Origin of the sequence: Nocardia sp. GP40 (assembly GCF_050434125.1) — a bacterium.
Taxonomy (GTDB): domain Bacteria; phylum Actinomycetota; class Actinomycetes; order Mycobacteriales; family Mycobacteriaceae; genus Nocardia; species Nocardia albiluteola.
Map to the genome: position 1 here is coordinate 25,019 of NZ_JBNPVW010000024.1, position 19,499 is coordinate 44,517.

At 68.9% G+C, this 19,499-nt stretch carries 20 protein-coding genes; 9 read left to right on the top strand and 11 right to left on the bottom strand.

Features of this window, described 5'->3' with window-relative positions:
• Nucleotides 1–11 precede the first annotated feature (11 nt).
• From argB to ABH933_RS42615, 4 genes are all read left to right on the top strand, one after another.
• On the top strand, nt 12–980 hold the full coding sequence (gene argB, locus ABH933_RS42600; protein ID WP_429428690.1) for an acetylglutamate kinase: 969 nt from the start codon (nt 12–14) through the stop codon (nt 978–980).
• Complete coding sequence (locus tag ABH933_RS42605; protein ID WP_429428692.1) at nt 977–2,173, top strand: acetylornithine transaminase; 1,197 nt, start codon at nt 977–979, stop codon at nt 2,171–2,173. Before argB ends, ABH933_RS42605 begins: the two co-directional genes overlap by 4 nt.
• Nucleotides 2,170–3,099, top strand: coding sequence for an ornithine carbamoyltransferase (gene argF / locus ABH933_RS42610; protein ID WP_429428693.1), 930 nt, complete (start codon nt 2,170–2,172; stop codon nt 3,097–3,099). Before ABH933_RS42605 ends, argF begins: the two co-directional genes overlap by 4 nt.
• 70 nt (nt 3,100–3,169) lie before the next feature.
• Complete coding sequence (locus ABH933_RS42615; protein ID WP_215923000.1) at nt 3,170–3,673, top strand: arginine repressor; 504 nt, start codon at nt 3,170–3,172, stop codon at nt 3,671–3,673.
• Nucleotides 3,674–3,767: 94 nt separating this feature from the next.
• Here ABH933_RS42615 and ABH933_RS42620 read toward each other — a convergent pair whose 3' ends face one another.
• Nucleotides 3,768–5,081 (bottom strand): MFS transporter, encoded by a 1,314-nt coding sequence (locus ABH933_RS42620; protein WP_429428695.1) that lies wholly within the window; start codon nt 5,079–5,081, stop codon nt 3,768–3,770.
• A gap of 222 nt (nt 5,082–5,303) precedes the next feature.
• Here ABH933_RS42620 and ABH933_RS42625 point away from each other — a divergent pair, with 222 nt between their 5' ends.
• Together ABH933_RS42625 and ABH933_RS42630 are read left to right on the top strand one after the other, a co-directional pair.
• Nucleotides 5,304–6,233: a ketopantoate reductase family protein gene (locus ABH933_RS42625; RefSeq protein WP_429428697.1), complete on the top strand. Its 930-nt coding sequence runs from the start codon at nt 5,304–5,306 to the stop codon at nt 6,231–6,233.
• Between the two features lie 94 nt (nt 6,234–6,327).
• Entirely contained in the window at nt 6,328–6,522 is a 195-nt protein-coding gene (locus ABH933_RS42630; protein WP_215923002.1) for a hypothetical protein, read from the top strand.
• A gap of 4 nt (nt 6,523–6,526) precedes the next feature.
• Here ABH933_RS42630 and ABH933_RS42635 read toward each other — a convergent pair whose 3' ends face one another.
• Both ABH933_RS42635 and ABH933_RS42640 read right to left on the bottom strand, forming a co-directional pair.
• Nucleotides 6,527–7,372 (bottom strand): fumarylacetoacetate hydrolase family protein, encoded by an 846-nt coding sequence (locus tag ABH933_RS42635; RefSeq protein ID WP_429428699.1) that lies wholly within the window; start codon nt 7,370–7,372, stop codon nt 6,527–6,529.
• The gene (locus ABH933_RS42640) at nt 7,369–8,265 is read right to left on the bottom strand and encodes an amidohydrolase family protein (RefSeq protein WP_429428701.1); all 897 of its coding nucleotides are present in this window, start codon (nt 8,263–8,265) and stop codon (nt 7,369–7,371) included. Before ABH933_RS42640 ends, ABH933_RS42635 begins: the two co-directional genes overlap by 4 nt.
• A gap of 32 nt (nt 8,266–8,297) precedes the next feature.
• Here ABH933_RS42640 and ABH933_RS42645 point away from each other — a divergent pair, with 32 nt between their 5' ends.
• Entirely contained in the window at nt 8,298–8,966 is a 669-nt protein-coding gene (locus tag ABH933_RS42645) for a FadR/GntR family transcriptional regulator (RefSeq protein WP_215923004.1), read from the top strand.
• Between the two features lie 110 nt (nt 8,967–9,076).
• On the opposite strand, the gene ABH933_RS42650 is transcribed toward ABH933_RS42645, so the two are convergent.
• From ABH933_RS42650 to ABH933_RS42675, 6 genes are read right to left on the bottom strand one after another with little or no spacing between them, the layout of a single operon-like run.
• Nucleotides 9,077–10,198, bottom strand: coding sequence for an aldo/keto reductase (locus ABH933_RS42650; protein WP_429428704.1), 1,122 nt, complete (start codon nt 10,196–10,198; stop codon nt 9,077–9,079).
• A 7-nt stretch (nt 10,199–10,205) separates the two neighbouring features.
• Complete coding sequence (locus tag ABH933_RS42655; RefSeq protein WP_429428706.1) at nt 10,206–10,532, bottom strand: L-rhamnose mutarotase; 327 nt, start codon at nt 10,530–10,532, stop codon at nt 10,206–10,208.
• A 5-nt stretch (nt 10,533–10,537) separates the two neighbouring features.
• Nucleotides 10,538–11,560, bottom strand: coding sequence for an ABC transporter permease (locus tag ABH933_RS42660; RefSeq protein WP_429428708.1), 1,023 nt, complete (start codon nt 11,558–11,560; stop codon nt 10,538–10,540).
• Between the two features lies 1 nt (nt 11,561).
• Entirely contained in the window at nt 11,562–13,133 is a 1,572-nt protein-coding gene (locus tag ABH933_RS42665) for a sugar ABC transporter ATP-binding protein (RefSeq protein ID WP_429428710.1), read from the bottom strand.
• A 33-nt stretch (nt 13,134–13,166) separates the two neighbouring features.
• The gene (locus ABH933_RS42670) at nt 13,167–14,258 is read right to left on the bottom strand and encodes a sugar ABC transporter substrate-binding protein (protein ID WP_429428712.1); all 1,092 of its coding nucleotides are present in this window, start codon (nt 14,256–14,258) and stop codon (nt 13,167–13,169) included.
• The gene (locus ABH933_RS42675) at nt 14,255–15,607 is read right to left on the bottom strand and encodes an L-fuconate dehydratase (RefSeq protein ID WP_429428714.1); all 1,353 of its coding nucleotides are present in this window, start codon (nt 15,605–15,607) and stop codon (nt 14,255–14,257) included. Before ABH933_RS42675 ends, ABH933_RS42670 begins: the two co-directional genes overlap by 4 nt.
• A 183-nt stretch (nt 15,608–15,790) precedes the next feature.
• Here ABH933_RS42675 and ABH933_RS42680 point away from each other — a divergent pair, with 183 nt between their 5' ends.
• Together ABH933_RS42680 and ABH933_RS42685 are read left to right on the top strand one after the other, a co-directional pair.
• On the top strand, nt 15,791–16,579 hold the full coding sequence (locus ABH933_RS42680; protein ID WP_429428715.1) for an SDR family NAD(P)-dependent oxidoreductase: 789 nt from the start codon (nt 15,791–15,793) through the stop codon (nt 16,577–16,579).
• Between the two features lie 175 nt (nt 16,580–16,754).
• Nucleotides 16,755–17,975, top strand: a complete 1,221-nt coding sequence (locus tag ABH933_RS42685) for an alpha-hydroxy acid oxidase (RefSeq protein WP_429428717.1) — start codon at nt 16,755–16,757, stop codon at nt 17,973–17,975.
• A 306-nt stretch (nt 17,976–18,281) separates the two neighbouring features.
• Here ABH933_RS42685 and ABH933_RS42690 read toward each other — a convergent pair whose 3' ends face one another.
• Nucleotides 18,282–18,443, bottom strand: coding sequence for a hypothetical protein (locus ABH933_RS42690; protein ID WP_429428719.1), 162 nt, complete (start codon nt 18,441–18,443; stop codon nt 18,282–18,284).
• 729 nt (nt 18,444–19,172) lie between these two features.
• The gene (locus ABH933_RS42695) at nt 19,173–19,346 is read right to left on the bottom strand and encodes a hypothetical protein (RefSeq protein ID WP_429428721.1); all 174 of its coding nucleotides are present in this window, start codon (nt 19,344–19,346) and stop codon (nt 19,173–19,175) included.
• Nucleotides 19,347–19,499: the final 153 nt, after the last annotated feature.

Below are 19,499 nucleotides of genomic sequence, written 5' to 3' on the forward strand. Positions count from 1 at the left end.
GAGGTGGAGTCATGAGCGTGGAAGCGGCACGGGGTGTTCCGGCGGCCGTCGCCGGATTGTCGGCGCTGGACAAGGCGCATGTGCTGGCCGATGCGCTGCCCTGGTTGCAGAAGTTCCGCGACACCGTCGTGGTGGTGAAGTACGGCGGCAACGCCATGATCGACGAGGAGCTCAAACGCGCCTTCGCCGCCGACATGGTCTTCCTGCGGACGGTCGGCGTGCATCCGGTCGTCGTGCACGGCGGCGGACCGCAGATCAGCGCCATGCTGAAAAAGCTCGGCCTGCAGGGCGAATTCAAGGGCGGGCTGCGGGTGACCACCCCCGAGGTGCTGGACGTCGCGCGGATGGTGCTGTTCGGGCAGGTCGGCCGGGAACTGGTCGGGCTCATCAACGCGCACGGCCCCTACGGCGTGGGCATCTCCGGCGAGGACGCGCGCCTGTTCACCGCCACCCGCCGCACCCTCGAGATCGATGGCCGGGAAACCGATCTGGGCCTGGTCGGCGACGTGACCGCCGTCGACCCGGACGCCGTGCTGGATCTCATTCGCGCGGGCCGCATTCCGGTCGTCTCGACCCTGGCGCCGGACGCGGACGGCGTGGTGCACAACGTCAATGCCGACACCGCGGCGGGCGCACTGGCCGCGGCGGTGGGCGCGGAGAAGCTGGTCGTGCTGACCGATGTCGAAGGGCTGTACACGAACTGGCCCGACCGGTCGTCGCTGACCACCCGCATCGACACCGATGCCCTGACGAAGCTGCTGCCCAGCCTGGACTCGGGCATGGTGCCCAAGATGGAGGCGTGCCTGCGCGCCGTGCAGGGCGGCGTGCCGACCGCGCACGTGATCGACGGGCGCGTGCCGCATGCGGTACTGCTGGAACTGTTCACCGGGGAGGGGATCGGCACCATGGTTACTCCCGCAAGCCCACCCCGAACCCCCGCGAATTCCGCTCCGCCGGAAGAGAATACGGAGATGGTATGAGTACCGAGGACCTGCAGCGGCGGTGGTCCGCCGCGCTGATGAACAACTACGGCACCCCGGCGGTGGCGCTGGTGCGCGGCAAGGGCGCGGAGCTCTACGACGCCGACGGCAAGCGCTACCTCGACTTCCTGGGCGGCATCGCCGTCAACAGCCTCGGGCACGCCCATCCGGCGATCATCGAGGCGGTCACCACGCAACTGAGCACGCTCGGGCACGTGTCGAATCTGTATGCCTCCGAGCCGGCTATCGAGCTGGCCGAGCGGCTACTCGCACACTTCGCCAACGGTGCGGGCCGGGCGTTCTTCTGCAATTCGGGCACCGAGGCCAACGAGGCGGCGTTCAAGATCGCCCGGCTCACCGGCCGCACCAAGATCGTGGCCTGCGAGGAGGCGTTCCACGGCCGCACCATGGGCGCGCTCGCGCTGACCGGCCAGCCCGCCAAGCGCGCGCCGTTCGAGCCGATGCCCCCGGGCGTCGTGCACGTCCCGTACGGCGATGTGGATGCCCTTGCCGCCGTGGTCGATTCCGATACCGCCGCGGTATTCCTGGAGCCCATGATGGGCGAGAGCGGCGTCGTGGTCCCGCCGCCGGACTACCTCGCCACCGCGCGTGCGCTCACCGCCGAGGCCGGCGCGCTGCTGATCCTGGACGAGGTGCAGACCGGCATCGGCCGCACCGGCCATTTCTACGCCCACCAGGCCGCCGGGCTGGTACCCGATGTCATCACCCTGGCCAAGGGGCTGGGCGGCGGTCTGCCGATCGGCGCGGTGCTGGCCCAGGGTCGTGCGGCCGAGCTGCTGACTCCGGGTCTGCACGGCACCACCTTCGGCGGCAACCCGGTCTGTGCCGCGGCGGCGCTGGCCGTGCTGCGCACGATCGACAGCGAGGATCTGCTGCACCACGTCGAAACGGTGGGCAAGACCATCCGGGACGGCATCGAGGAGCTCGGGCATCCCCTGGTGGACCATGTGCGCGGTGCGGGCCTGCTGATCGGCATCCAGCTGACCGGGAATCGCTCCAAGCAGTTCGAGGAAAATGCCCGGGCCGCAGGCTATCTGGTGAATCCGGCCAAGCCCGACGTGATCCGGCTCGCGCCGCCGCTGATCCTGAGCCGGGAGCAGGCCGAGGAGTTCCTCGATGATCTGCCGGGCATACTCGACGCCGCCGTCCAGACGACAAAGGAGCCCGTGTGAGCGTTCGGCACTTTCTGCGCGACGACGATCTATCCCCGGCCGAGCAGGCCGAGGTGCTGGCCCTCGCGGCGGAGCTGAAGCGAAATCCCTTCGCGCGGCGGCCGCTCGAGGGGCCGCGCGGGGTCGGGGTCATCTTCGAGAAGAACTCCACTCGCACGCGGTTCTCCTTCGAGATGGGCATCGCCCAGCTGGGCGGGCACGCGGTGGTGGTCGACGGGCGCACCACGCAGCTGGGTCGTGAGGAGACCCTCGCCGACACCGGGCGGGTGCTCTCGCGCTACGTCGACGCGATCGTGTGGCGCACCTTCGAACAGGTCCGCCTCGACGAGATGGCCTCGGCGGCAACGGTTCCCGTGGTGAACGCGCTGTCCAACGAACTCCATCCCTGCCAGGTGCTGGCCGACCTGCTGACCCTGACAGAGCGCAAGGGCGAGCTGCGCGGGCGCAGCCTGGCCTACTTCGGCGACGGCGCCAACAACATGGCGCATTCGCTGCTGCTGGGCGGGGTGACGGCCGGGCTGAACGTGACCATCGCCGCCCCGCCGGGTTTCGAGCCGCTGGACTGGGTGCTCGAGGCCGCCCGCAAGCGCGCGGCCGAGACCGGCGCGAGCGTCGCGGTGACGAACGATCCGGTCGCCGCGGCCACCGGCGCGGATGCGCTGGTCACCGACGCCTGGACCTCGATGGGACAGGAGGACGACGGCCTGGACCGGGTCGGCCCCTTCCGGCCGTTCCAGGTCAACGGCGAACTGTTGGCGCACGCGGCGCCGGATGCCGTTGTGCTGCACTGCCTTCCGGCGCATCGCGGCGAGGAGATCACCGACGAGGTGATCGACGGTCCGCACAGCGTGGTCTGGGACGAGGCGGAGAACCGGCTGCACGCGCAGAAGGCGCTGCTGGCCTGGTTGCTGGAGCGACGGCCGTGAGCGGAGCGAACCGATGGGCAGGGCTGAGCAGTTCGCTCGCGCCGGAGCCGAGCGTCAGCGAGGCGCAGGCATGAGTGAACCGGCCAGATCCGGTCCGGCGACCGCGCGAACTCGTGCCGGGCGGCAGCAGCGCATCATCGAGATCCTGTCCGGGCATGCGGTGCGCAGCCAGACCGAGCTCGCCGCGCTGCTGGCCGCCGAGGGCATCGACACCACGCAGGCGACACTGTCCCGGGACCTGGACGAACTCGGCGCGGTGAAGCTGCGCGCCGCGGACGGCGGCGCGGGGGTATACGTCGTGCCCGAGGACGGCAGCCCGGTGCGCGGGGTCACCGGCGGCACCGATCGCCTGTCCAAACTCCTTGGCGACCTGCTGGTTTCGACCGATCACAGCGGCAACATCGCGGTCCTGCGCACCCCGCCCGGGGCCGCCCACTTCCTGGCCAGCGCCCTGGACCGGGCCTCACTGCCGGAGATCGTCGGCACCATCGCCGGCGACGACACCATCGCCGTCATCGCCCGCGAACCACTGACCGGCGCCGAATTGGCCGCCAAGATCGAAAATTGGGCATAGCGCTCCGCACCTGTCCGCTGACCCCGACCCGATTGCGCCTGCGCTGCATCAATTCGGCGCACTGATGCTCGTAGTATCGCGCGGACGGGTGAACTCAGTCGGGTAGTGCCTGCCCGCGGGTTTCGGGAGCCAGGCCCACCAGGCCGACGCCGATCAGGAAGATGATCGCGGTCGCGCTGAGCGGAACGGCCAGCGATCCGGTGGTGTGGATGCCGTAGCCGATCAGGAAGGTTCCGGCCGCGGCGAACCAGCGCGAGAACGTGGTGGTGAACGCGAATGCGGTGGCGCGCATGCGGGTTGGATACTGCTCGGGCAGCCAGATGGTGAACACCGCGAAGTTCGCCCCGCCCAGCCCGAGCGCCGGCAGGAATACGAAGGTGAGTGCGATGGAGTGGGCCGGGTAGGCGATTCCGTAGACACCGACCGCGCCGATGGCCATCAGCACGAACAGCCCGGCCAGCGTCGCGCGGCGGCCGAACCGGTTCGCGATCCGCGGGATCAGGAAACAGCCCGCGATCGTGAAGGCGGCCACGGTCATCGAGGAGATGCCCGCCAGCCGGATGGTGGCCGACGAGCCGTAGTGGGCGCGGTGGGCCAGATCGGTCATCGCGGTGGGCACATACGTGGATCCGGCCCACAGCCCGATCACGCATACGACCAGCAGGGCCAGATTACCGAGCGTGCGGGCCAGGTACGGCGGGGTGAGCACGGCTATTACGGGCTGCCAGAGCGATTTTCGCCCCTGCTCGGCCGAATCCTGCCGCCAGCGTTCGGGTTCGGGGGTGGTGCGGCGAATGACGAAGACCGCCAGCGCCGGTATTCCACCGATCAGGAACATGCCCCGCCAGCCCAGTTCCGGTCCCGCCGCGAGATACAACGCCGAGACGACCAGCACCCCGACATACGCCGCGGAATGCATCGCGCCGCCCAGGCGCGCCCGCAGGCGCTCGGGCAGCACCTCGGCCAGCAGCGTTCCGGCCATGGCCCATTCGCCGCCGACGCCGATCGCGGCCAGGAAGCGAAAGGCGTTCCACTCCCAGAGATTGGTGGACAGGCCCGCCAGGGCGGTGAAGACGCCGTACATCGCGATCGACGCGGTCATCGCGGGCATGCGGCCGAAGCGGTCGGCGAGCGGTCCCCAGATCGCCGAGCAACCCCAGCCGAGCAGGAACAGCGCCGCGCTGATCTGTCCGTACCAGCCGATATTCGCGGCGGTCGCCGGAATACCCTCGCGGGGTAGCAGATCCGCCATTGTCGGGGCCAGGACCAGGCCGAAGACGGTCCAGTTGAATCCGTCCATCGCCCAGCCGCCGAAGGAACCCCAGAACGCGCGGCGTTGCGGGGCCGTCAGGCGCACGGCGGGGACGGCCACGGCGGTGGCCTGGGCGGGATCGTCGTCGATCGTCACGGTGAAACTCGTTTTCGTGCGGACGGCGCCGCGCGTCCGCGGCGGTGTGATCGCACACACACTAGTGACTCGCGCCTCGATCAGCAGGCCCGTGGCGAATATTCCGCTCGCGGCGGTGAATTCCGTAACCGTCGGTAACCATTGAATGCCCCACGCGGCGGCGATAGTGTTTGCGGACGCATCAATTGCATGTGGTTGTCGACGATCTGGAGGCCCTGACTCGTGCGGATAACGGTATTCGGGGCGGGTGGAATCGGACTGTACTTCGCGGGAATGCTGGCGCGCGCCGGGCATTCGGTGACCGTGGTGGGGCGGGCGGAGACCGTGCGCGCGGCGCAGGAGGGCCCGCTGCTGCTTTCCCGTGCGGGAGAGGAAAGTTCGGTCCCGGACGTGCGGGTGGTCACCGAATTCGGCTCGGGGGAGCCGGAAGCCGATCTGGTGATCGTCGCGGTCAAGGCCTGGCAGGTCCGGGAGGCCGCGGAGGCGTTGAGACCCGTTGTGGGCGAACGGACGACGGTGCTGCCGCTGCAGAACGGGGTGGAGGCCGCGGCGGATTTGGCGGCGGTGCTGGGTGCCGAGCGGGTGCTCGGCTGTACCTGCGTCGTGATCGCGCAGCGCGTGGCGCCCTGGTCGGTGCGCTGTCTCGGCGCGCACGCCGCGGTGGAAATCGGTGCGCTGGTACCGGATTCGGACGACCGGGTCGAGGCCGTCGTCGATGCGCTGGTCCCGGCGGGCATCGCTGTGACCCGCTCGGAGGACATCGAGGCCACGCTGTGGCGCAAGCTGATGTTCATCTCCTCCTACGGCGGTGTCGGCGCCCTGGCCCGGCAGCCGGTCGGGGTCACCTCGTCCGAGCCGGAGACGGTGGCGCTGGTCCGCGCGGCCATGGCCGAGGTGCGGGATGTGGCCCGCGCCCGCGGCATCGCGCTCGGCGACGACGACGTCGATCGGATGATGAAGGTCTACGAGGGCCTCACCCCCGACACCACCGCCTCGATGCAGCGCGATCTCGCCGGGGGACACCCCTCGGAGCTGCACTATCAGAGCGGCGCGGTGGTGCGGTTCGGCCGGGCATCCGATGTGCCCACGCCGATCCACCAGGTCATCTTCGCCTCGCAGTTGCCCTCGGAGAACCGCGCGCGCCTGGGCTGACCGCCGGTCCGGTGAACATTCGCCTCCACGACTGGCCCACCCGCGTGTCCGGGGTCACACTGTACGTGTCGAATGCTCGATACGAGGAGGACAGATGCGGCGATTGATCCTAGGCGTGGTCGGGGTGGTGCTGATCCTGCTCGGAGGGCTGTGGGTCGGTCAGGGCACCGGCGCCGTGCACGGTTCGCCCATGACCGGCCACTCCCAGTGGACCTACATCGGCATCGTCCTCATCGTTGTCGGCGTCGCGGCCCTGGTGGTGACGGTGATGCGATCCTGGGCCCGATGAGGAATCAGGCCGCCTGGAACGTCTGGCGCATGCGCCCGATGCCCTCGATCTCGAGCTCGACGACGTCGCCGGGCCGCAGGTAGGGGAAGCGGCCCGAAAGCGCCACGCCCTCCGGGGTTCCGGTGTTGATGACATCGCCCGGCTCCAGCACCGCGTACTGGGACAGGTGCCAGACCAGATAGGCCACATCGAAGATCAGGTCGGCGGTCGTGGAGTCCTGGCGGGGTTCGCCGTTGACGAAGGAGCGCAGCCGCAGATCTTTCGGGTTCAGCTCGGACGCGGGTACCAGCGCCGGGCCCAACGGGTTGAAGGTCTCGCAGCACTTGCCCTTGGACCACTGCCCGCCGGACTGCTCCAGCTGGAAGGCGCGTTCGGACACATCGTTGGAGATAGTGTACCCCGCAACGTATTTCATCGCTTCCTCGGGCGAATCCAGGTAGCGGGCGCGGGCGCCGATCACCACCGCGAGCTCCACCTCCCAGTCGGTCTTCGCCGAGCCGCGCGGGATCAGTACGTCGTCGTACGGGCCGACCACCGTGTTGGGTGTTTTGAAGAACAGCACCGGGACCTTCGGCGGCTCGGAGCCGGACTCGGCGGCGTGCGCGGCGTAGTTCATGCCGAGGCACCACACCGCCTGCGGGCGCGCGATCGGCGCGCCGATGCGCTCGCCGGAGATATCCGCGGGGGACAGGGTTCCCGCGGCCAGCGCCGCGGCCACCGCCGAGATCCCGTCGGCCGCAAGGAATTCACCGTCGATGTCCCGAGTGAGAGGGGACAGGTCGTAGGCCTGCTCCCCGTCGACGACGACCGGGCGTTCCGCGCCGGCCGCGCCGACCCGCTGCAACTTCATGCACTGACTCCTTCACTCGGGAACTGGGTGGTACCCGCCGGGGCGGGAAGCTGATAGACGCGCGCCGCGGTGGTCCACAGCACGCGGGCGCGGTCGTCGGCGGACAGGCCCGCCAGGCTACCGTGGGTGGCCCGCCAGACCTCGCGGTAGGACGCGGCGGTGAGGGCGAACGGCCAATCGCCGCCGACCATCAGCCGGTCGGGCCCGAAGACCGCGAGGGCGTGATCGACATATCGCTGCCAGTCTGCGGCGGTGAACCCGGGCTCGGAAACCGTTGCCAGGCCGGAGATCTTGGCCACCACATTCGGCGCCGCGGCCGCGGCGGCCAGCAGATCCGCCCACGGTTGCCACTCGCCGGCGGCGATCGGCGGCTTGCCCAGATGGTCGAGAACCACCGTCAGCGTGGGATGTTCGGCGGCGATCACCGGGACCTGGGCCAGCAGTCCGAGGGTCTCGGCCACCGCGTCGAAACACAGTCCGGCCTCGGCCAGCATCGCCAGGCTCCGCGACACCTCGGGGCGCAGCAGGTATGCCGGATCGGGGTCGCGATGGATCATGTGGCGTACCCCGGCGAATCGGGGCCCGCGCAGCCGCGCCAGCTCGGCGGCGGTGCCGTCGGGATCGTGCAGGGGCAGCCATCCGACCACCGTGGCCGGGCGGGGCGCCGCGGCGGCGGCGTCCAGCAGGGCGTGGGTCTCGGCGAGCGAATCCGAGGCCTGCACCAGCACCAGCGCCCCGATGCCGTGCTCGGCCAGCTGCGGCTCGAGGTCGTTGAGGGTGTAAGTTCGATATAAAACATCCGATGTTTTTGTGAGCCAGTCGTACTCGACGTCGAATTTTCCGCCGTCGATGTCCCAGATATGGACATGGGCGTCTACAGTCATCGGAGGCATGTGTTCACATCCTCGGAAGCGAAGGTACGGGTTTGTCGGTCACGGACGATGCGATAGCGAAAATCAAGGCGATGATCGTCTCGGGCGATCTGCGCCCGGGTTCCCGGCTGCCGCGCGAGGCCGATCTTGCCGCCGAACTCGGCGTGTCGCGAAATTCGCTGCGGGAGGCCGTGCGGGCGCTGTCGCTCGTGCGGATCCTGGACGTGCGTCAGGGCGACGGCACGTATGTGTCCAGCCTGGAACCGAATTCGCTGCTGGACGCGATGAGCTTCCTGCTGGAATTCCATCAGGACGACTCGGTGCTCGACATCCTGGGAGTGCGCCGGATTCTCGAGCCGGCGGCCACGGCCATTGCGGCGCAGCGGATGTCCGACGCGGAGATCGCCGAGCTGCGCACGCTGGTCCAGCCCGAGGGTGCCTCGGTCACCGATCTGGTCGCGTTGGACCTGAACTTCCATGCCGCCATCGCGGCCGGATCGGGCAACAAGGTGCTTGCCTCGCTGCTGGATTCGCTGTCGATGCCGACCACGCGCGCGCGGATCTGGCGCGGTATCACCGAGGAGGGGGCGTTCGAGCGGACCGTGTCCGAGCACCGGGGCATCTGCGATGCCATTGCCGCGCGCGATCCGCAGCTGGCACAGGCGCGGGCGCTGGCGCACGTCGCGGGGGTCATGGAGTGGCTGCAGCGGGCCGCGGGCTGAGATGGTAACGCAGGGCTGGGCGTGGTGACCGGTCCGGGGGGCGTGAGGGACGTGGTGCGCGGGCCGGGAGCAGGAGGATCCGCGGTGTGTCGTGGCCTCGGGGGTGCATCTCACCAGAGCGCCCCGCCGTCGAGTTCGGCCCACAGTTCCTCGGGTACTGGAATGTTCAGCATCGCGACGCTGTCCTCGATCTCCGCACGCGTGCCCGACCCCAGCACGATCGCGTGCACTGCCGGATGACGTCGCGGGAACTGCATGGCCGCGGCCCGCAGCGGCACACCGTATGCGGCGCAGGCGGTTTCCATGGCCCGGGCCCGGGCGATGACCTCGGGATCGGCCGCGACGTAGTCGAAGGTGCCCTGCCGCAGCGGATCCGCCAGAATGCCGCTGTTGAGCACCCCGGCCACCAGCACCCGGACGCCACGGCGCGCACATTCGGGCAGCAGTTCGGTCTCAGCGCGCCGGTCCAGCAGTGAATACCGCCCGGCGATCAGCACCTGGTCGATTGGGGCCTCCCGGACGAACCGCAGCGCGGTCGCCACGTGATTCACGCCGACCCCGATGTTTGTCGTCAGACCCTCCGCACGGATTCGCTCGAGCTCGGGAACGGCCTGCGCGAGCGCCTGTTCCATGTTCTCCTCGGGATCGTGGATCAATAGCTGATCCACCCGGTCCAGGCCCAGTCGCATCAGTGATTCCTCCAGCGAGCGCCGCACCCCGGTGGCCGAATAGTCCCGCCGACGTGAGCGTTTGGGCGCGCCGTAGAACTCCTCCGCGCCGTCGGGGGCGTCCGGGTCGTCGTAGAGCAGGCGGCCCACCTTGGTGGAGACGGTGTAGGCTGACCGGGCGCGGACGCGCAGGAACCGGCCCAGGCGCTCCTCGCTGAGCCCGCCGCCGTAGTGCGGCGCGGTGTCGAAGGCGCGGATTCCATTGTCCCAGGCGGTGTTCAGCGCATCTGTTGCGCCGACCTCGTCCACCGCGCGGTACAGCCCGGCATAGCCCGCCCCGCCGAGCACAACACGCGTGACCGACGGTCCCGGCATCCGCGGATCTGCCGCGGTCATCGGCTCATGCACGGCGTTGTCCTGTGCGTATCCGGTCGTAGGCCCGATCCCGGTGCCGCCCTCGTTCCTCGTCGGCTGGCAGCGCGCAACGCACCCGGTGATCTTGGCTCGCCCCTGGCTGGGAGCCGTTGTCGACCAGTGGATTCCGGTCGGGGGCCGGGAAGACACGCGCCCCTCATTTGCCGGACTCCGCGGGGTTCAGCTCCCACACCACTGGCAGTCCAGCGTTGCCGTCCGAATAGTCGTGCGGCACATCCAGATAACCGCCCATCCGCGCCTGCCAGGCGATGTTCACCGGCAGGTCGGCCAGCCGCTCGAGCAGCAGCTCGTAGGACTCGCAGTCGATCACATGGAACAGGTCCAGCCCGCTGCGCCAGATCGTCCAGTCGGTGGCTCCCGCGGCGCGGATGGCGGCCACCAACTCGGGCGGGACCTCCCGGTGGGCGGCCTCGTATTCGGCTTCCGCGCCGGACTTTATCCTGGTGTGCAGAGCGATTCGCATCGTGCTCACTCCTGCCGCCGGCCGCTGGCGATGCGGGTGATGACGAGGGCGACCAGAATCAGTGCGCCGTTGATGAATTTCAGCGAATCGGCGCTGACCCCGCCGTAGGACAGCAGCTTCTGGATCAGCGTCAGGATCAGGATCCCGAAGAACGCGCCCAGGACCGAGCCCCGCCCGCCGTTGAGCGAGACGCCGCCGATCACGCAGGCGGCGAAGACGTTGAAGATCATCCCGTCGCCCTGGGCGACCTGCACGCTGGCGAACTGCCCGGAGTAGATGAGCCCGCCGATCGCGGCGAGGGCCCCGGCGATGATCAGCACCGTGATCACCACGCGGTCCGTGCGGATGCCCGCCGCGCGGGCCGCGCCCTGATTGCCGCCCACCGCGTACAGTGCCCGCCCGGCGGTGGTGTAGTTGAGCGCCAGATAGCCGATCGCGAACAGCGCCAGGCAGATCAGCACGTTGATCGGCACCGCGCCGATATGTGAATTACCCATCCACAGCACCGAATCGGGAATCTTGGTGAGCGTGAAGCCGCCGGTGAGGAAGGTCAGCAGGCCGCGCAGCGCGATCAGCATGGCCAGCGTGACGATGAATCCGTTGAGCCCGAATCGCACGATCAGCAGCCCGTTCACCAGGCCGACGGCCAGGCCGACCAGCAGGGCGATCGGGATCGTCATCCACGGGGAGGCCCAGGTGAAGGCGCCGACCTTGGCGGTGCCCATGGTGACCCAGATCGCGACTCCCGGCGCCAGGCCGAAGGTCGATTCCAGCGACAGGTCCATGTAGCCGACCACCAGCACCAGCACCTCGGCCAGCACCAGCAGCGCGATGCCGCTCATGGTCGTGAGCACATTGGTCAGGTTGGCCGTGGAGACGAAGCTCGAGTTGATGAAGTACCCGACGATCAGCACCAGCACGATCGGCGGAACCAGCAGGAAATCACGGAGCGCGCCCCAGCGCAGGGCTGGCCGCGGGCGCGGGGCGGTCGCCTCCGCGGCGTCGGATCCGGTCGCGATCTGCGTCATGTCAGTTGAGTCCTTCCATGGCGGCGACCAGTGCCCGGTCGTCCCAGCCTTTCTCGTATTCGGCGTGCATGCTGCCCTGGAACATGACGTGCACGCGGTCGCAATCGCGAAGGTCGTCGAGCTCGTCGGAGACGACGAGCACCGCGGTGCCGCGGTCGGCCACGGCCCGCACGACCTCGAGCAGGGTCTGCTTGGATCGCACGTCGACACCGGCGGTGGGGGTGATCAGCACCAGCACCGCGGGGTCGGTGGCCAGCGCGCGGGAGAATACGACCTTCTGCTGATTGCCGCCGGACAGTTCGGAGACGCCCTGCGCAGGGCCCTCGGTCTTGATGTCCAGATCCCCGATCGCGGTGCGCACCAGGGCATCGCGGGTGTGGCGGGACAGCAGGCCCAGCGTGCCGAGCTTGCGGGGCACGGTGAGGGTGGCATTGTCGGCCACGCTCATCCCCAGGACCAGGCCCTCGTCGTGCCGGTCGCGGGGCACGAATCCGATCCCGGCGTCCAGCGCCGCACGAACCCCGCTGCGGCGCAGCGGAACTCCTTGCACGCTCACCGATCCGCCGCTCGCGCGCCGCAATCCGACGATCGTCTCGGCCACCTCGACGCGGCCGCTGCTGCCGCCCCCGGCCAGCCCGACCATCTCGCCGGGCCGGACCTCGAGCCGCACATCGGCGAATTCGCCGGTGCGGGTGAGCTTTTCCAGTCTCAGCGCCGGGGCGGCGGAGAGATCGGGCCGCTCCCTCGGCACGGCCTGGACGAGCTCGGTCGAGTCGCCGGTCATGGCGGCGATCAGCTCCGGTTTGCCCAGCTCAGCCACCGGGGCGGTGATCACATGCCGCGCATCGCGGAAAACCGTGACGTCGGAACAGATCTCGTAGGTCTCGTCCAGGTGATGGGAGATGAACAGGAAGGTCACCCCCTGCGCCTGCAGGTCCCGGATGCGCGTGAACAGCCGCTTGATCGCCGCGCCGTCCAGCTGCGCGGTCGGCTCGTCCAGGATGATGAACCGGGTTCCGTGCGAGAGCGAGCGGGCGATCTCCACCAGCTGCCGGTTCTCCACGGACAGCTCGCGGGCCGGGGTGTTCACGTCCACGGGCACCGACCAGGTGTCCAGCAGCTCCCGGGCCCGCGTCTTCATGGTGCGCCAGTTGATGAGCCCGCCCGTCGCCCGGCCACCACCCCTGATGGAGTCGCTACGCGACGCCGTGTGTCTCAGGCCCTGCCGGTTGATGAACAGATTCTCCGCCACCGACAGGTCCGGGATGATCGTCGAATGCTGGTACACACATGCCACCCGGGAGCGCCAGGCGTCGCGGTCGCCCGGCGCGGGCGCGGGGCTGCCATGGAAGCGCACCTCCCCCTCATCAGGAGCTGCGAGTCCGGTCAGGATCGATACCAGCGTCGACTTCCCGGCGCCGTTGCGGCCGACCAGGGCGTGGGTCCGCCCGGCGGTCACCGCCAGCTGGACTCCGTTCAGAGCGATGTTGCGGCCGAACCGCTTGGTGACGCCGATCGCTTCCGCGATCGGCGCCCCGGCGACCGGCGTGTGTTCCGAATCGGGTTCGGGCACTGCGGTTTCCGTCACTACATACCGGCCTGTTGATCAGTGCCCGCCACGACCCCAGAGGCTGGGGTCCGTGGTGGGCAGGGTGTCCATGTCGCCGACCTTGCCGCCGGCGCGGGTGACGACCGGCGCGGGTAGCTGATCCTCGAGCTGGCCGTTCACGCCGGTGTCCACGATCGTGGAGTTGTGGTCGGTGGGGCCGGGGGCGAACTTCTTGCCCTCGGTGGCGGCCTTGGCGTAGTAGACCGCGTACTGGGCGTACTGGTCCGCGGGCTGGGAGATCGTCGCGTCCATCTGGCCGCTGTCGATGGCGTCGAGCTCGGCCTTGACCCCGTCGTTCGACACGATCGTAATATGTCCGGGCTGGCCGGCCTTGACCAGCTTGTTCTCCCGCTGCAACAGCGCGACGGTGGGCTGCAGGTAGATGCTGGCCTGCATGTAGATGCCGTTGATGTCGGGATCGGTGAGCAGCTTGTCCTGCAGGCCGGACACGGCCTTGTCGGGCTTCCACTCGGTGGGGATCTCGATCACCTTGATGCCGGGATACTTCGACTTCATGCAGTCGGCGAAGGCCTCCGAGCGGTCGCGGCCATTGATCGAGGTCAGATCGCCCTGGAACTCCACGACCTTGCCGGTGCCGTGCAGCGTTTCGCCCAGGTAGGTGCAGGACTTGGTGCCGTAGGCACGGTTGTCCGCGCGCACCACCATGTAGGCGCCGCCGCTGTCGGGGCGCGTGTCGACGCTGACCACCGGGACGTTCTTCGCGGCCGCGTCGGCCAGCGCCGGCTTGACCGCGGCGGTGTCCTGCGGCGCGATGATCAGGGCCTTGACGTTCTTCGACAGCAGCGTGTCCACATTGGACTTGAGACGGTTGGAATCGTTGTCCGAGGAGGTGTTCGACAGCTTCACCCCGGCCGCGGCGGCCTTGGGGCCCATGTATCCGGCGTAGGCGCTCCAGAAGTCGGTGTCCGAGCGGGGCTGGTCGGCCCCGACGAGGACGCCGTTGTCCGCGCCGTTGCCGACGTTGACCGCGGGAGCCGCACTGCCCCCGGTGGATTGGCGTGAGCAGCCCGCGGCCGCGGCGACGAGCAGCGCGGCGGCCAATGCCGCGCCGATGATCCTGGTGTTCATGAGTTTCCGTGCTCCTTTGGCGGATTCTGGGCTGCTGGTGGAGAAGTGGTCGGAGTCTGCCATGCGGCGCCGTCCGGATAGCTGTATTCGGCGAGCGAGGCCGGCAGCATTTCCGCGCTGAAACCCGGTGCACGCGGGGCGCGATAGCGCCCGCGGTCGATCCGCACCGGTTCGCGGAAGTGTTCGTGCAGGTGATCGACGAATTCGATGGCGCGACCGTCCATGGTGCCCGAGATCGCGACATAGTCGATCATCGCCAGGTGCTGCACCAGCTCACACAGCCCCACCCCGCCGGCGTGCGGGATCACCGGGACGCCGAACTTGGCGGCCAGCAACAGGATTGCCAGGTTCTCGTTGACGCCACCGACCCGGGCGGCGTCGATCTGCAACACGTCGACCGCATCGGCCTGCAGCAGCTGCTTGAACAGGATCCGGTTCTGGCCGTGCTCACCGGTCGAGATGCGCACTCCCGCAACGCCCCTGCGGATCGCGGCGTGGCCGAGGATGTCGTCGGGGCTGGTGGGCTCCTCGACCCAGGACAGCTGAGCGGGTGCCAGCCGCGAAATCCACTCCACCGCCTCCGCGACGCCCCAGCGCTGGTTGGCATCCACGGCCAGGCCGATGTCGGGGCCGATGGCCTCGCGGGCGATCTTGACCCGCCGCGCGTCCTCCTCGACGTCGCGGCCGACCTTGATCTTGATGGTGCCGAATCCCTCCGCGACCGCCTGCTGCGCCAGGCGCGTCAGCTTGGCGTCGGAGTAGCCCAGCCAGCCCGCGGACGTGGTGTAGGCCGGATACCCCTCGGCGAGTAGGTGTTTCGTGCGTTCCGCACGGCCCGGTTCGGCGCGGCGGAGGATTTCCAGGGCCTCGTCCGGGGTGAGGGCATCGGTGAGGTAGCGGAAATCGATGAGCCCGACGATCTGCTCCGGCGACATCTCCGAAACCAGCTGCCACACCGGCTTATCTGCGCGCTTGGCGGCCAGATCCCATGCCGCGTTGATCACCGCGCCGATGGCCATGTGCATGACGCCCTTTTCCGGCCCCAGCCAGCGCAATTGGGAATCGGCGGTGAGCTCGCGGGCGAATCCGCCCAGATCGCCGAGGATTTCGTCGAGCTCCCGACCGACGACCAGATGATGCAGGGCCTCGATCGCCACCCGCTGTACGTCGTTGCCGCGGCCGATGGTGAAGGCGAATCCGTGCCCCTCGAGCCCGTCCGGATCGTCGGTGCGCAGGATCGCGTACGCCGCCGAATAGTCGGGATCGGGGTTCATGGCGTCGGAGCCGTCCAGCTGCGCCGACGTCGGGAACCGGACATCGAGCGTGTCCAGCGCCGTGAGGTGTGACATGGAGGGTGTCCTCGTTCCTGCAGTGATCTGAGTCACGACTATACATCGGATGTCTACCGGCGCAAGTCGGGATCGGGATACTGCGAATATCGGCCGGTAGGCGGCCATTCTTGGGCAAAAACCCATGGGCAGTGCTATGTTCGCCACCGTTAAAACATCGGATCAGTTGGCGATAGGGTCGATATGGTGCAGGGACAGTTCGGCGGGCTGGCGGCGGTGGTCACCGGCGGCGGTTCGGGAATCGGAAAGGCCGTTGCCGCAGCGCTGTTGGCGGCGGGCGCGCGCGTCGCCGTGCTGGATCTGGCCCCCGGTGACCCGCTCGGCCCCGACTGCCTGGCCCTGGCCTGCGACGTGTGCGACGACGAATCGGTGCGGGCGGCGATCGAGGCCGCCGCGGGGGCCTTCGGCCGCCTGGACATCGTGATCAACAACGCCGGGATCGGCGCGCAGGGCACCGTCGAGGACAACTCCGACGACGAGTGGCGGCGCGTGCTGGATGTGAACGTGCTGGGGGCCGTGCGGGTCTCGCGCGCGGCGCTGCCGCATCTGCGGCGCTCGCCGGCCGCCGCGATCGTGAACACCTGCTCGATCGCGGCCACCACCGGCCTGCCTGACCGCGCCGCCTACAGCGCCAGCAAGGGCGCGATCCTGGCCCTGACCCGCGCGATGGCCGCGGATCACCTGCGCGAGGGCATCCGGGTGAACTGCGTGAATCCGGGCACCGCGGACACCCCGTGGGTGCAGCGGCTGCTCGCCTCGGCGCCGGATCCGGCCGCGGAGCTCGCCGCGTTGAACGCGCGGCAGCCGCACGGACGGCTGGTCTCGGCCGACGAGGTGGCCGCCGCGGTGCTGTATCTCGCGAGCCCGGCCGCGGGGTCCACCGCCGGCACGATGCTCGAGGTCGACGGCGGGATGCACTCGCTGCGCCTGCGGCCCGCTCCCGCGCCGGATGCCGCCGAGGCTGCCCGCTGAGCCGCATGGAGACCCCGAGCATCGGCCGAGTCGCGGCCGTCAGGGGAGCGCTGCTGTCGGCCCTCATTGCGGTCTGGGTGTGCACCCGACCGCGCATGGTACGAATGCCGGAGAGCCCGCACGGCCGGAGATGACACAGCCACAGACGATTCATACCGGACAGGACACAACTCGTATGACCACTCGCCGCATTCCGAAGGTGCGCGATCTGGCGCCGCTGATGAAGTTCGAGCAGCCGTTCCACGGCCGCGCGGGCAGGCTCGCCCGGGCCCAGACGATCTGGGATCTGCGCGAACTCGCCCGCAAGCGCACGCCGAAGGTCGCCTTCGACTACACCGACGGTGCCGCGGATGCCGAGATCAGCCTGCGCCGCGCCCGCGAGGCGTTCGGCGAGATCGAGTTCCGTCCGGCGATTCTGCGCGACGTCTCCGAAACGGACACCACGGCAACGGTTCTCGGCAAGCAGGTGAGCCTGCCGTTCGGCATCGCGCCGACCGGCTTCACCCGGATGATGCATTCGGCGGGAGAGGTCGCCGGCGCGCGGGCCGCCGAGCGGGCGGGTATTCCGTTCACGCTGTCCACGATGGGTACCACCGCCATCGAAGATGTCGCGGCCGCGACGGGTTCCGGCGCCCGCAACTGGTTCCAGCTGTATATGTGGAAGGACCGCGAGCGTTCGCTGGCGCTCGTCGAGCGCGCCGCCGCGGCCGGATTCGACACCCTGGTGGTGACGGTCGACGTCCCGGTGGCGGGGGCGCGGTTGCGCGACGCGCGCAACGGGATGACGGTCCCGCCCTCGATCACCCTGACCGGCGCCCTGGACGCGCTGCGCCGTCCCTGGTGGTGGTGGGATTTCCTGACCACCGAACCGCTGGCGTTCGCCTCGCTGGACCGCTGGTCCGGTACTGTCGCCGACCTGCTCGACTCGATGTTCGATCCCACCGTAGGCTTCGAGGATCTGAGCTGGATCCGGGCGAGCTGGCCGGGACGGGTGCTGGTGAAGGGCGTGCAGACGGTCGAGGACGCCAGGCGCCTGGCGGATCTGGGCGTGGACGGGATCGTGCTGTCCAACCACGGTGGCCGCCAATTGGATCGGGCCCCTATCCCGCTGTACCTGCTGCCGTCGGTGGTGCGGGAGATGGGGCGCGACCTCGAGGTCCACCTGGACACCGGCATCATGCACGGCGCCGACATCGTCGCCGCGCTGGCGCTGGGCGCCCGCTTCACCCTGATCGGCCGTGCTTACCTGTACGGCCTGATGGCCGGGGGCGAGGCGGGCGTGGACCGCGCCATCGAGATCCTGCGTACCCAGGTGGTCCGGACCATGAAGCTGCTGGGGGTGAGTTCGGTGGCCGAACTGACCCCGGACCACGTGCGGCTGCTGCACGAGTGCTGACACGGGTCGCGCCGGTGGGTGCCCGCGCGTGCTGCTCGGGCGGGGGTTCGCCATCGCGCGTCGGCCAGCTCCGGCAACTCGATCACCCACCGCAAACCGACCCGGTATGAGCATCAGGACGAGATCGACCGCGCCTACGATCTGACGGCCTTCGCCGCGGTCGAGGCGGAGCTGATGGCGCGGCCGGGCTTCAGTGCCCTTCGCTCCCCTAGGATTACTACCCGAACCCCTTGGTGGGGCATCCACACCGCCAGGGGTGCTGGTAAGGATCGCGTCACCCGGTACGTGGCCGCCACGGCCGACCAGTCAAAGTGAAATGTATTCGCGGAGTTTTCCTTTGACGTGGGGCAAGGAATCGACGGCGGCAATTCCGGGGGCGGGGAAGTGCCGGGCAATCTGCACATCGGACAGTGGCTTGGACAAGGCCTCCCCGATGTCGGCATAACCGCGGCTGTCGCGGTGTTCCACGCTACTCCCGGCTCGACGGCCCGCGCGCCTTTATGCTATAACGGGTACATCACGAAAATATATCGACAGCACAACGGTGCCGTCGGATCGACACGAATTAGGAGCAAGGGATGGGTTCCTCCGACCTCGGAAACCTTCTGACCGCATTCGGCAACATCTTCAGCGGACTCGGCGGTCTGTCGACACTGTCCGCCAGCGGTAGCGGTAGCAAGTAAGGGCGCGCACGCCGCACAACCTGCGACAACAGTCCGCTGGATTCGATCCGGCGGACTGTTGTGCGTTCCGGACCCGTCCGGTCACCCACGTGCCTCCGGACGCCATCCGGCCACACAAGATCAACGAACCGAATAACTCCGGTCCGGCCGTCCATGATCAATTACTTCGGACGGTTCCGAGACAATTCGGCGAACTCGCTGCCGCGGAAGATGATTGGTCGGCTTTCGATATTCACTGCCCGGCATACGGCGGCAATGAGATCAATTACCCCATCGGGCATCTCGCGGTACTGTAATTGGCGTCGGCATACCAATCGATGTCGGGGTTTCGCAAACCGCCGCATCACCTTTCGCGAACCACCTGACCGCCGCCTCGGGTCATAACGGGCGCTGGGAACGGGTGGGCCCCATACGGCCCGTGGGCGCGATGTGAGCGCCGCCCTGGATCACAAGCTCCGGCCGCGACCGTGCGGCTGAGCCCCTCGCCCTGCGGAGACCGCCGGCGCCGTCACCTCTACCCGAGGGGGTACTGGCCGGGCGGGACCGCCCCGCCCCCGCCGCCCCCGCCGCCCCCGCCGCCGAGCCCGTTTCCGAGCCTGATCAGATCGTCGACCAGAGTGGCGATGGACTGTCCCATGCCCAGAATGTCGTATCCGATCGTGCTGAGGAACTCCCAGGCGCTGGACATTCGCCCCTCCTTGCTCGCAGATCCTGTTGTCCCTTCCACGATGACACAACAATCGCCTCGGAATGCGTGAATTCCGCTCGGCGACACCGGCTCTGCGCGTTTGATCCGGTTTGCGCCGAAGTTGCAATTGTGGACGGCCCGGGATCGGAGACC

Coding starts and splice junctions, on each gene's coding strand:
- argB (WP_429428690.1), top strand. CDS start 12: ATGAGCGTGGAAGCGGCACGGGGTGTTCCGGCGGCCGTCGCCGGATTG.
- ABH933_RS42605 (WP_429428692.1), top strand. CDS start 977: ATGAGTACCGAGGACCTGCAGCGGCGGTGGTCCGCCGCGCTGATGAAC.
- ABH933_RS42615 (WP_215923000.1), top strand. CDS start 3,170: ATGAGTGAACCGGCCAGATCCGGTCCGGCGACCGCGCGAACTCGTGCC.
- ABH933_RS42630 (WP_215923002.1), top strand. CDS start 6,328: ATGCGGCGATTGATCCTAGGCGTGGTCGGGGTGGTGCTGATCCTGCTC.
- ABH933_RS42635 (WP_429428699.1), bottom strand. CDS start 7,372: ATGAAGTTGCAGCGGGTCGGCGCGGCCGGCGCGGAACGCCCGGTCGTC.
- ABH933_RS42640 (WP_429428701.1), bottom strand. CDS start 8,265: ATGCCTCCGATGACTGTAGACGCCCATGTCCATATCTGGGACATCGAC.
- ABH933_RS42655 (WP_429428706.1), bottom strand. CDS start 10,532: ATGCGAATCGCTCTGCACACCAGGATAAAGTCCGGCGCGGAAGCCGAA.
- ABH933_RS42660 (WP_429428708.1), bottom strand. CDS start 11,560: ATGACGCAGATCGCGACCGGATCCGACGCCGCGGAGGCGACCGCCCCG.
- ABH933_RS42670 (WP_429428712.1), bottom strand. CDS start 14,258: ATGAACACCAGGATCATCGGCGCGGCATTGGCCGCCGCGCTGCTCGTC.
- ABH933_RS42675 (WP_429428714.1), bottom strand. CDS start 15,607: ATGTCACACCTCACGGCGCTGGACACGCTCGATGTCCGGTTCCCGACG.
- ABH933_RS42680 (WP_429428715.1), top strand. CDS start 15,791: ATGGTGCAGGGACAGTTCGGCGGGCTGGCGGCGGTGGTCACCGGCGGC.
- ABH933_RS42685 (WP_429428717.1), top strand. CDS start 16,755: ATGACCACTCGCCGCATTCCGAAGGTGCGCGATCTGGCGCCGCTGATG.
- ABH933_RS42695 (WP_429428721.1), bottom strand. CDS start 19,346: ATGTCCAGCGCCTGGGAGTTCCTCAGCACGATCGGATACGACATTCTG.